The organism is Metabacillus sp. 22489, from assembly GCF_052044855.1.
Classification (GTDB): domain Bacteria; phylum Bacillota; class Bacilli; order Bacillales; family Bacillaceae; genus Metabacillus; species Metabacillus niabensis.
The window spans coordinates 32,984-44,594 of record NZ_JBQENT010000026.1; the positions used below are offsets into that span (position 1 = coordinate 32,984).

Consider the following 11,611-nt stretch of genomic DNA (forward strand, 5'->3'; position numbering starts at 1 on the left):
TTGATATGAAGAAATCGAATTGGAAAAAAGGATTAAGTTTCACTCTATTAACAACGATATTTGGATTAATGCTCGCGATTCAATTTCAGACGATTAAAGAACCAATTGTAAGAGATACAAGGGATATGTGGGAACTTCGTGACGATTTAAAAGAGGAGCAACAGCTACAAGTAAAATTATTATCCGAGATACGGAAATATGACGAAATTATTGAAACGTATAAACTAGAAGAAAATGAAAATCCAGAGGCTGCTTTAAAAGAAACACTTAATGTATTAAAAGAAGAAGCTGGTTTAACAGAAGTAGAAGGTCCTGGCGTTATTATTACAATTGACCGACTATTTTCTGAGGACATTTTAGGAATGGAGCTTGATAATATTTCGCCAGATTTGTTGAAGCGACTTATAAATGAACTAAATTCCTATGATGCGGAGGAAATTTCCATTCAAGGTAGGCGGTTGATTAATTCTACGGTCATTCGCGATATTAATGGGCAAACAAAAATGGATAATTATAGTTTAAATACATATCCAATCGAAATAAAGGTAATATCCGAAAATGCAGAAAAGCTATATAATCGAATGAATGCTTCAACAACTGATGAAGATTTTGCTATTGATAATCTAAAGTTAACTATTTCTGAGCCAATCGATACGATTACGATTCCAGCATATGATGATACGATACGTGTGAAAAATATGAAGCCTGTTGAAAAAGAAGAAGGGGGAAAATAGCTATGTGGCTACCAATATTAGGTCTTATACTAGGTGTATTTTTAGGACTAGTATCTGAGCTACGCATCCCCCCTGAATATTCAAATTATTTATCTATTGCGATTTTAGCAGCGCTTGATACGTTAATAGGGGGCATTAGAGCACATTTACAAGATATTTATGATGAACTAGTGTTCGTTTCAGGTTTTTTCTTTAACATCATTTTAGCCGCAAGTTTAGCTTTTCTAGGTGTTCATCTTGGTGTAGACTTATATTTAGTAGCTGTTTTTGCATTTGGGGTAAGGTTATTCCAAAACATAGCAGTTATTAGAAGAATATTACTTTCAAAATGGTCGTTATCTAGAGAAAAAGTGAAAAAAAGTTGAATATTTAAAAGGGAATATTAAGTATTTGACGAATAATCACTAGTAAGACATATTTCAAGACTAAATATTTACTTTTTTTGTTACAAGCTTGTAAAGTAATTTTCATTGTCATGTCGTTCTCAAGCGAATAAAATAGAAAGTATTGATAGATAAGGAGGTGCCTTAGAATGAACAACAATGAACTATTTGTAAGTCTTGACATCGGTACATCCAGTGTTAAAGTAATTATTGGTGAAATGGCAAATGATACTTTAAACATTATTGGTGTAGGTAACGTAAAATCAGAAGGATTAAGAAAAGGATCTATAGTTGATATAGATGAAACCGTTCATTCTATAAAGAAAGCGGTAGAGCAAGCGGAGAGAATGGTTGGAATCTCGTTAAAAAGAGTCGTAGTAGGGGTTACTGGTAATCATGTCCATTTACAAGATTGCCATGGAGTAGTGGCAGTTTCAAGCGAAAACCGTGAAATATCTAATGAAGATGTAAGAAGAGTAATTGAGGCAGCTCAAGTTATTTCAATTCCACCAGAACGAGAAATAATAGATGTAATCCCTAGACAATTTATTGTTGATGGATTAGATGAAATTAATGATCCTCGTGGAATGCTAGGTGTTCGCTTAGAAATGGAAGGAACAATTATTACCGGTTCAAAGACCGTATTACATAATTTATTACGTTGTGTAGAACGTGCTGGCCTTGAAATAACCGACATTTGCTTGCAACCTTTAGCAGCTGGTTCAGTTGCCTTATCAAAGGATGAAAAGAACCTAGGTGTTGCACTAGTTGAAATTGGTGGAGGATCTACTACAATCGCAGTATTTGAACAAAATCATCTTGTTGCAACAAGTGTTTTACCAATCGGTGGGGAGCACATTACAAAGGATTTATCTATTGGGCTTCGAACATCTACTGATGAAGCTGAAAGAATAAAAATAAAGTATGGTCATGGCTATTACGATCATGCGTCAGAGGATGAAGTGTTTGAAGCAACAATAATCGGTTCTGATCAAAAGAGATCCTTTAATCAATTAGAAATAGCTGATATTATTGAAGCAAGACTTGAAGAAATATATGAGCTTATTCTTTATGAATTAAAAAGACTAGGAATCGGTGAATTACCTGGTGGTTTTGTCTTAACTGGTGGAACGGTGAAAATGCCTGGTGTCCTTGAATTAGGACAAGTTGTTTTGCAAAATAGTGTGAGAATTGCGAGTCCAGACTATATTGGTGTTAGAGAGCCTCAATATATGACAGGTGTAGGTCTAATCCAATTCGCTCATAAAAATGCTAAAATACAAGGTAGAAAGATTGGTTCAAATGTTACTGTTGATGCAGTAGAAGTAGCAGCTACAAAAGAACCGCCACAACAACGTTCAAAGCCACAACAACAGCAACAGCAACATAAAGAGGAAAAAAAGGTTAATAAAGTGAAGAAGTTTTTTGGCTACTTCTTTGAATAGTTCACATCAATTAGAAGTCATTTGATGGATTAGGAGGATTTCGCATGTTAGAGTTTGATACAAATATTGACGGCTTAGCTACCATCAAAGTAATCGGGGTAGGTGGCGGTGGTAATAACGCTGTCAATCGAATGATAGAGCACGGAGTACAAGGTGTTGAATTTATCGCTGTAAATACAGATGCACAGGCTTTAAATTTATCAAAAGCAGAAATTAAAATGCAAATTGGTTCTAAACTAACAAGAGGTTTAGGTGCAGGTGCTAACCCCGAAGTTGGTAAAAAAGCTGCTGAGGAAAGTAGAGAACAAATAGAGGAAGCGTTAAGAGGCGCTGATATGGTATTTGTTACAGCAGGAATGGGTGGAGGTACGGGAACGGGTGCAGCACCCGTTATCGCTCAAATCTCAAAGGATTTAGGGGCTCTAACAGTAGGTGTTGTAACAAGACCTTTTACATTTGAAGGACGTAAACGTGCAATGCAAGCGGCTGGTGGAATCTCTTCAATGAAGGAATCAGTCGATACATTAATCGTTATTCCTAATGATAGACTTCTTGAAATTGTTGATAAAAATACACCTATGCTTGAAGCGTTTAGAGAAGCAGATAATGTATTGCGTCAAGGGGTATCAGGTATTTCTGATTTAATCGCAACACCTGGATTAATCAACTTAGACTTTGCCGATGTTAAAACAATTATGTCTAACAAAGGCTCAGCTCTTATGGGTATTGGTGTTGCAACAGGTGAAAACCGCGCGGCAGAAGCAGCTAAAAAAGCTATTTCAAGTCCACTTCTTGAAAAATCGATTGACGGTGCTCAAGGTGTGTTAATGAACATTACAGGTGGAACAAACTTAAGTTTATATGAAGTTCAGGAAGCGGCAGACATCGTTGCAACTGCATCTGATCAAGATGTAAATATGATTTTCGGTTCAGTTATTAACGAAAATCTAAAAGATGAAATCGTTGTAACAGTTATTGCAACTGGTTTTACTGAGCAAGAAGTGAATCCGCTCAAACAGCCTACTCGTCAATTTGGTACAGGTGGACAAACTATTGCAAAGCCTGTTCCTAAGCGTGAGCCGAAACGTGAAGAAGCACCAGTGCAAGAGACACCTTCACGTAGTAGCATGCAGCAAGCCGATGATACATTAGATATACCTACGTTTCTTAGAAACCGTAATAAGCGTCGCTAATTTTCAAATACGTAATAAAAGAGTGCCATTAATCATTATGGCACTCTTTTATTATGGGGAAATTATAAAGTTGCTCCATCTATTTAATCCACTACAAGAAAAGGTACCATTCAATTAAATTTCCTCATATTTTGTTGAAAGTTTCATAGATTATTATAACTCGACAAAATTTCTAAAATTCTTTCAAAAATACTTCCATTCTCTCGGCACTAAGTGACAGACTTCCTAGTTCAGACAATTTATACTAAATGACAATAGGTGATCATAGTTTCGTTACTGTTATTCCTAGTAACCTGAACACGTATTCCTCTAGCGAAAGGAGAAATAGATGTCCATCTATTTAGACATTATTTGGTTTTTAAACTTCTCCTTTGATCTATTGCTTCTATTATTAACAGCTATAGCATTAAAAAGGAAAATAAAAAAATACCGTATTGTGCTTGCTGCCCTTTTAGGTTCAAGTATTGTCATTATGTTGTTTACACCATTATCGTTATTTGCAAGCCATCCATTTGGAAAGATGTTTGTCTCAGTATTAATGGTTTGGATTGCATTTGGTTTTAAACGATTCCGATTTTTTGTTCAAAGCTTATTAACCTTTTATTTTGTTACCTTTCTTGTTGGTGGCGGAATGATAGGGGTACATTATTTTTTACAATCTGAAATGAGCTATTTAAATGGGGTCTTAATGACAAATTCAACGGGATTTGGACATCCTATTAGTTGGATATTCGTAATCGTAGGATTCCCGATGCTATGGATTTTTTCTAGAAATAGAATTGAAGGATTAGAAACGAAGAAAATCCATTTTGAACAATTGGTTAATGTAACGATAAAGGTAGATGAATGCGAATTGACATTAAGGGGTCTAGTAGATAGCGGGAATCAGCTTTATGATCCTATAACAAGAAGTCCGGTTATGATTATCGACACATTAAAAGCAAGTCACTTTATTCCGGAGCCATTAGTAAATCAAGCAATTCAAGAAGATGTAATGGAGTCATTAAGTAATAATGAGCAATCACATCCTTGGGAACATCGTATACGTATTATTCCTTATCGAGTTGTAGGAAGCGAAAATAAATTTTTATTAGGATTTAAACCAGATGAAGTAGTAATTGAAACGAAGGATGAGAAAATTAAAGTGCAAAAAACGATTGTTGGATTAAATCGTACAAAGTTATCTTCAGAGGATGAGTATGAATGCATCATTCACCCTAAAATGCTACAAGGACATGTAATGGAACAAGTATCTTAATATGAGGAATCCTTTAATCTTATCATACTCTAAATCATTGTTTTTATACATTAAACAAATGGAACAGTGTCAAATATATAGTATTAGCTATCTTGATATTGATGATAAGAATAAGCTGACTATTATTAAAAATGCGAAGGGGGAGGAAAATGAAAAAGTTTAAGTTACGTCTTACATATTTATGGTACAAATTACTAATTAAATTAGGCATCAAAACAGACGAGGTTTATTACATCGGAGGAAGTGAAGCGCTACCTCCTCCTCTCTCAAAAGAAGAAGAGGAAATATTATTACAAAAATTACCTAGTGGTGATCAAGCTGCGAGATCGATATTAATTGAGCGTAATTTACGATTAGTGGTATATATTGCACGGAAATTTGAAAATACGGGAATCAATATCGAGGATTTAATAAGTATTGGAACAATAGGATTAATTAAGGCAGTAAATACGTTTAATCCAGAGAAGAAAATTAAGCTTGCTACATATGCATCCCGTTGTATTGAAAATGAAATATTAATGTATTTACGTCGAAATAATAAGCTACGCTCAGAGGTTTCCTTTGACGAGCCATTGAATATTGATTGGGATGGAAATGAACTTTTATTGTCTGATGTATTAGGAACAGAGGATGATATCATTACTAAGGATTTAGAAGCAAATGTTGATCGGAAATTACTTATGAAGGCGTTGCAACAGCTGAATGATCGAGAAAAGCAAATTATGGAGTTACGCTTTGGTCTACAAGGTGGAGAAGAAAAAACACAAAAAGATGTAGCAGATATGCTAGGTATATCCCAATCTTATATTTCAAGGCTTGAAAAGCGGATTATCAAGCGGCTACAAAAAGAATTTAATAAAATGGTGTAAAAAAAATTTATTCCTGATTTTTCCCTTGTTTTATCTATAACTAGGTCTATTTTTGTCCCTCTTACTGAGAATGCTTGTGCATATTTTTTCCTACCGAGGAGATACTTAACACTGTACAGCAACTCCTGTTAGGAGGGAAAGATGTGACAAGAAATAAAGTCGAAATTTGTGGAGTAGACACCTCAAAGCTTCCAGTTCTTAAAAACGAGAAAATGAGAGAGCTATTTAAGCAAATGCAAAACGGAGACTTATCAGCACGAGAAGAGCTGGTGAATGGCAACTTAAGATTGGTACTTAGTGTAATCCAGCGATTTAACAACAGAGGAGAATTTGTTGATGATTTGTTTCAAGTTGGCTGCATTGGATTAATGAAATCAATTGATAATTTTGATTTAGGCCAAAACGTCAAATTTTCAACATATGCTGTACCAATGATAATAGGTGAAATTCGCCGTTATTTAAGGGATAATAATCCAATTCGTGTGTCCCGATCACTGAGAGACATTGCTTATAAAGCACTTCAAGTACGTGAACGTTTAATGAGTGAAACATCTAGAGAGCCAACAGCAGAAGAAATTTCAAAGGTTCTGGATGTTCCACATGAAGAAATTGTTTTTGCGTTAGATGCCATTCAGGATCCAGTATCTCTATTTGAACCTATTTATAATGATGGTGGGGATCCAATCTTCGTTATGGATCAATTGAGCGACGAAAAAAATCGTGATATTCAATGGATTGAAGAATTAGCATTAAAGGAAGGTATAAGACAACTTAATAGTCGTGAGAAGCTCATTCTGAGAAAACGTTTCTTTCAAGGTAAAACACAAATGGAAGTGGCTGAAGAAATTGGCATTTCTCAAGCTCAAGTTTCAAGATTGGAAAAGGCAGCAATTAAACAAATGAATAAAAATATTCAAAACTAAGACTGCTCATGTTTGAGTAGTCTTTTTATTTAACATTTACCACAGTTACACGATGTTGTTAATTTCCACTGCAGGTATTCGCTTTCCGCGGGAGGTCAGGGTTGCTTGGGCATCAAATGTCTATGGAGCCTTACTTTGACAAGTTATTCTTTAGCCAGAGTCTTAAACCTTCCGCTCCAAAAGACAAAGTATTTAAAATCAACAATAATCTTTCACATACGCTAATATTTAAATCTTGTTTATAGCTATTGGAAAAATATTTAAAACATTGAATAGTTTATCCCACCTTAATCATAGATATGTAATAGAGAAACATTCGTCTATTATGAATATAAAGGTGGCGTTTTTATGTATATATCTGAATTTCAAACGAAGGATGTTGTAAATGTATCTGATGGCAAAAAGCTTGGAAATATTGGAGATTTTGATATTAATGTGACAACCGGTAAAATACAAGCGATTATTATAAATGGGCAAGGGAAAATGTTAGGTTTTTTTGGAAAGGACGAAGAGCTTGTCATTCCATGGAGGAATATTGTAAAAATTGGTGAAGACGTCATTTTAATAAGAATGAATCGACAAATTGAGAGTGAAAGTGAATAATTTTTTAATCAATCTAAACGAAGTGTGTAAGATGTGGTAAAATAAATGATGATAGACTATAATTAGCTTTTAAAGCTAAAAAACATTAAGAATATGTCGAAAAAAAGGGTTGAATTGATAAATGATTTCAGAACCTTTTCAACAAAATGACAAGTCGTTTCTAACAATTGAGAAATGGATATCTAAAATTAAGGGACTTGAGGTTGGATTTACGACAAAGCTAGGTGGAGTAAGTAAGAATCATTACTCTTCCTTAAATCTAGGTTTACATGTTCAAGATGATCAAAATGATTGTATAACCAATAGAAAAATAATCTCATCGAAAACATCAATCCCTTATGAAAATTGGGTATTTGCCGAACAAGTCCATGGAAATCGGATTGAAGCAATTACGGATCGTGACCGTGGCAGAGGACTATTGTCGTACGAACAAGGAATACCAAAATGTGATGGATTTTATACGCACAACCCGAATATCATGCTATCATTATGTTTCGCTGATTGTGTACCACTATATTTTTTGGAACCGAATCGAGAGTTAATAGGGCTTGCCCATGCTGGATGGAAAGGTACTGTTAAAAATATTGGTGGAGAAATGGTGAAAACATGGATTGATAGAGAAGGAGTAAATCCAAGTGAAATAATGGCTGTAATAGGACCTTCAATTGGAGGGTGTTGTTATATTGTTGATGATAAGGTTATCACCGCCATTCAAGAATTAAAACTCCAAGAATATCCTAGTCCATATGTGCAGATCTCATCTAATCAATATAAATTAAATCTAAAGCAGCTTAACAAGAATTTACTGTTGGAATCAGGAATAAAGGAAGAAAATATTATGGTTTCTCGTCTTTGTACCAGTTGTGAAAAGGAGTTATTTTTCTCACATCGCCGCGACGATGGGAAAACCGGTCGAATGTTAAGCTTTATTGGGATAAATAGGGAGGCTTAACTTTAAAAATGAATGTGCAAGAAAATTATCAAACAATACGGAGTAATATTCAAAAAATATGTGAGAGAATTGGGCGTAATCCCGATGAAATTAAAGTAATTGCTGTTACAAAATATGTTAGTATTGACCGTGCTAAAGCAGCAATTGATGCCGGTGTCATTCATTTAGGTGAAAATCGGGATGAAGGATTAAACGATAAGTATGCTGAGCTTGGAGATGATGCAGTTTGGCATTTCATTGGCTCATTACAAACACGTAAAGTGAAAAATATCATTGATAAGGTTGAATACATACATTCTTTAGATCGCTTTTCACTTGCAAAGGAAATTGATAAAAGAGCGGAAAAATTAGTAAAGTGCTTTGTCCAAGTTAATGTTTCCGGAGAGGCTTCAAAGCATGGGATATCGCCAGATGAAGTGATCGATTTTATTAAGGAACTTGAAACATTATCTTCGGTTCAAATAGTTGGGTTAATGACGATGGCTCCTTTTACTGATGATGTGGATACAATTAGGACATGCTTTAGACAGTTAAAGAAGCTGCAAAAAGATGTTCAAGCATTAAATTTGGAAAATGCCCCATGTCTTGAGTTATCAATGGGGATGTCAAATGATTATGAAATTGCTGTTGAAGAAGGGGCTACTTTTATTCGAATCGGCACTTCACTTGTTGGAAAAGAAACTGGAGGTGTATAACAATGTCAATTAAAAATAGATTTAAAAGTTTTTTTGCATTAGAGGATGAAGAATATGAATATATGGAAAATGAAGAGGAACAATCAGAAATAGAATATGAGCAACAACAGCCTATGCCGCAAAAAACACAGCCGCAAACGTCTAAACAAAATGTTGTAAGTTTGCAAAGTATTCAAAAATCATCTAAAGTTATCTTAAGTGAACCGAGGGTATATGCCGAAGCACAAGAAATTGCTGATCAACTAAAAAATCGTCGAGCAGTTGTTGTTAACCTTCAAAGTATTCAAAAAGATCAGGCGAAACGAATTGTAGATTTCTTAAGTGGGACAGTATATGCAATTGGCGGAGATATACAGCGTATTGGCACGAACATTTTTCTTTGCACTCCAGATAATGTAGATGTATCTGGCTCGATTTCTGAGTTTGTCTCAGACGAAGATCATCAAAGGTGGTAGGCTAACGATGGATTTAATCTTTATTATCATTAATCAAGCAATTACAATTTATTCCTATGTGATTGTCGTGTACATTTTGCTTTCGTGGTTTCCAGGTGCAAGAGAGTCTGGCTTTGGCGAAATATTAGCGAAGCTTTGTGAACCATATTTAGAGCCTTTTAGAAAAATCATTCCTCCGATCGGCGGTATGATTGATATTTCGCCAATCGTAGCACTTTTTGCTTTAAAATTGGCGCAAGCCGGTCTTGTTTCATTATTTTCAATGATAGCTTAAGGACTATTTAGGTCCTTTTTTTTCTGCATCAATATAAATACATGTAACTAAAAATGGAGTTGTCTTAAATACATGGAGAATATATATCAGCACTTCCGTAAAGATGAACGACATTTTATAGATCAAGTTCTTGAATGGAAGGAAACTGTAGAACACCATTATTCCCCGAAACTAACGGATTTTTTAGACCCTAGAGAACAAGAAATCGTATCATCGGTGATTGGCGAACATTTGGACGTAAAGGTTGCTTTTTTTGGTGGGGCAGAGGATACCGAGAGAAAAAGAGCTTTTTTATACCCAGATTATTATCAGGTTGAACAAGAGGATTTTAAGCTTACTCTATTTGAAATCCAGTATGCTAGTAAATTTATTCAATTACAGCATCGACATGTTCTTGGTTCAATGATGGGTTTAGGTTTAAAGAGAGCCAAATTTGGAGATATTCGCTTTCATGATGATGTCGTTCAATTTATTTGTGCCGCTGAAATTTCAGATTATTTAAAAGTGAATTTTCATGAAATCGGAAAAGCGAAGATAAATTTGAAGGAACGGAGTCTTACAGAGTTTATCGTTAGTAACGAAGAAAAACAAGAGCTTGTTACAACAGTTGCTTCTATGCGTCTTGATGTAATTGGCTCTGCGATATACAATATTTCTCGACAAAAACTCCAACCGCTTATTGAAAATGGTCTCGTAAAAGTGAATTGGAAGCCAGTTGAAGAGACATCCTTTGAATGTCGAGAAGGAGATACCCTTTCTATTCGCGGCTTTGGCAGAAGTAAAATTACTTCAGTTGAAGGGAAAACGAAAAAGGATCGCTATAAAATCATCATTTCAAAATATAAATAATTGTATAATTGAATGGTCATGATAAAGTATACTTGATTTTGTTTTTAAAATTACCAAGTGGGAAAGATAAAATAATTTAATAAAAAAAGCAGGAAATATAACAATCTTGTCGAATTATGATTTATAATGTGACAAGGATTAACTATTTCACTACATATTGGAGGTGGCATCCATGCCTTTAACACCATTAGATATCCATAACAAGGAATTTAGTAAAGGATTTCGTGGATATGATGAAGATGAAGTAAATGAGTTTTTAGATCAAGTAATTAAAGATTATGAAATGGTCATCCGCGAGAAGAAAGATCTAGAAATAAAGGTTACGGAACTTACAGAGAAGCTAGGTCACTTTACGAATATTGAAGAGACATTGAATAAATCAATAATCATCGCTCAAGAGGCCGGAGAAGATGTAAAGCGTAATGCTCAAAAGGAATCAAAGCTAATTATTAAAGAAGCGGAAAAGAACGCAGACCGTATTATAAATGAGGCATTGGCAAAGTCGCGTAAAATTGCAATGGAAATTGAAGAGCTTAAGAAACAATCAAAAGTTTTTAGAACTCGTTTCCAAATGTTAATTGAGGCGCAGCTTGACCTATTAAAAAATGATGATTGGGATCACTTGTTAGAATACGAGGTTGAGCCTATTTTTGGCGAAGAAGAAGAAACAAAAAGCTAAGCCTTGACTTTATTTTATTTTTTCGCATATAATACTTTAACGTAGACGTGTGAAAAGCTTTTAATACGTGAATATCGAAAGAAAACGGTGAAAGGGATAGTAATCCTTTAAGCTCCCTTATTTAAGCGAATCGAGGACGGTGCAAGCTCGATATAAGGTTAAAGGATGAAGATCACCCTAGAGTTCCTTGCTGAACATACATAAGTAAGCAATGGCGTATCATTCTCGTTACGAATGCTTGAGTGGATTAATGATTAAAATTAATCTAATAGGGTGGTACCGCGAGATAAACCTTCTCG

14 protein-coding genes and 1 other annotated feature (1 of these 15 only partly in view) are annotated in these 11,611 nt (G+C 34.8%); all 14 genes read left to right on the plus strand.

What is annotated here, in order from left to right:
* The first annotated feature begins 5 nt into the window (after positions 1-5).
* The 14 genes from ACTJJ9_RS15440 to ACTJJ9_RS15505 all read left to right on the plus strand — a co-directional run bounded on the left by ACTJJ9_RS15440 (position 6) and on the right by ACTJJ9_RS15505 (position 11,312).
* Complete coding sequence (locus ACTJJ9_RS15440) at positions 6-734, plus strand: DUF881 domain-containing protein (protein WP_145582213.1); 729 nt, start codon at positions 6-8, stop codon at positions 732-734.
* Positions 735-736: 2 nt separating this feature from the next.
* Entirely contained in the window at positions 737-1,099 is a 363-nt protein-coding gene (locus ACTJJ9_RS15445) for a small basic family protein (protein WP_095298856.1), read from the plus strand.
* A 167-nt stretch (positions 1,100-1,266) separates the two neighbouring features.
* Entirely contained in the window at positions 1,267-2,562 is a 1,296-nt protein-coding gene (gene ftsA / locus ACTJJ9_RS15450; RefSeq protein ID WP_095298854.1) for a cell division protein FtsA, read from the plus strand.
* 44 nt (positions 2,563-2,606) lie between these two features.
* Entirely contained in the window at positions 2,607-3,755 is a 1,149-nt protein-coding gene (gene ftsZ, locus ACTJJ9_RS15455; RefSeq protein ID WP_095298852.1) for a cell division protein FtsZ, read from the plus strand.
* 328 nt (positions 3,756-4,083) lie between these two features.
* Complete coding sequence (gene spoIIGA / locus ACTJJ9_RS15460; protein ID WP_174879753.1) at positions 4,084-5,013, plus strand: sigma-E processing peptidase SpoIIGA; 930 nt, start codon at positions 4,084-4,086, stop codon at positions 5,011-5,013.
* 149 nt (positions 5,014-5,162) lie between these two features.
* Positions 5,163-5,882, plus strand: a complete 720-nt coding sequence (gene sigE / locus ACTJJ9_RS15465; RefSeq protein WP_145582211.1) for an RNA polymerase sporulation sigma factor SigE — start codon at positions 5,163-5,165, stop codon at positions 5,880-5,882.
* A 101-nt stretch (positions 5,883-5,983) separates the two neighbouring features.
* Positions 5,984-6,805, plus strand: coding sequence for an RNA polymerase sporulation sigma factor SigG (gene sigG / locus ACTJJ9_RS15470; RefSeq protein ID WP_186324204.1), 822 nt, complete (start codon positions 5,984-5,986; stop codon positions 6,803-6,805).
* Positions 6,806-7,153: 348 nt separating this feature from the next.
* Positions 7,154-7,408, plus strand: coding sequence for a YlmC/YmxH family sporulation protein (locus ACTJJ9_RS15475; protein WP_095298843.1), 255 nt, complete (start codon positions 7,154-7,156; stop codon positions 7,406-7,408).
* A 121-nt stretch (positions 7,409-7,529) separates the two neighbouring features.
* Complete coding sequence (gene pgeF / locus ACTJJ9_RS15480) at positions 7,530-8,360, plus strand: peptidoglycan editing factor PgeF (RefSeq protein ID WP_145582209.1); 831 nt, start codon at positions 7,530-7,532, stop codon at positions 8,358-8,360.
* Between the two features lie 8 nt (positions 8,361-8,368).
* The gene (locus tag ACTJJ9_RS15485) at positions 8,369-9,055 is read left to right on the plus strand and encodes a YggS family pyridoxal phosphate-dependent enzyme (protein WP_095298841.1); all 687 of its coding nucleotides are present in this window, start codon (positions 8,369-8,371) and stop codon (positions 9,053-9,055) included.
* A gap of 2 nt (positions 9,056-9,057) precedes the next feature.
* On the plus strand, positions 9,058-9,510 hold the full coding sequence (locus tag ACTJJ9_RS15490) for a cell division protein SepF (RefSeq protein ID WP_095298839.1): 453 nt from the start codon (positions 9,058-9,060) through the stop codon (positions 9,508-9,510).
* Between the two features lie 7 nt (positions 9,511-9,517).
* A complete protein-coding gene (locus ACTJJ9_RS15495) occupies positions 9,518-9,784 on the plus strand; it encodes a YggT family protein (RefSeq protein ID WP_095298837.1) in 267 nt (88 codons plus the stop codon).
* Between the two features lie 72 nt (positions 9,785-9,856).
* Positions 9,857-10,633: an RNA-binding protein gene (locus ACTJJ9_RS15500; RefSeq protein ID WP_145582208.1), complete on the plus strand. Its 777-nt coding sequence runs from the start codon at positions 9,857-9,859 to the stop codon at positions 10,631-10,633.
* A gap of 172 nt (positions 10,634-10,805) precedes the next feature.
* Positions 10,806-11,312 carry a DivIVA domain-containing protein gene (locus ACTJJ9_RS15505; RefSeq protein WP_095298833.1) on the plus strand — a complete coding sequence of 169 codons (507 nt, stop codon included), beginning with the start codon at positions 10,806-10,808 and terminating at the stop codon, positions 11,310-11,312.
* 78 nt (positions 11,313-11,390) lie between these two features.
* Positions 11,391-11,611, plus strand: a binding site (T-box leader) (it continues 8 nt past the right edge of the window).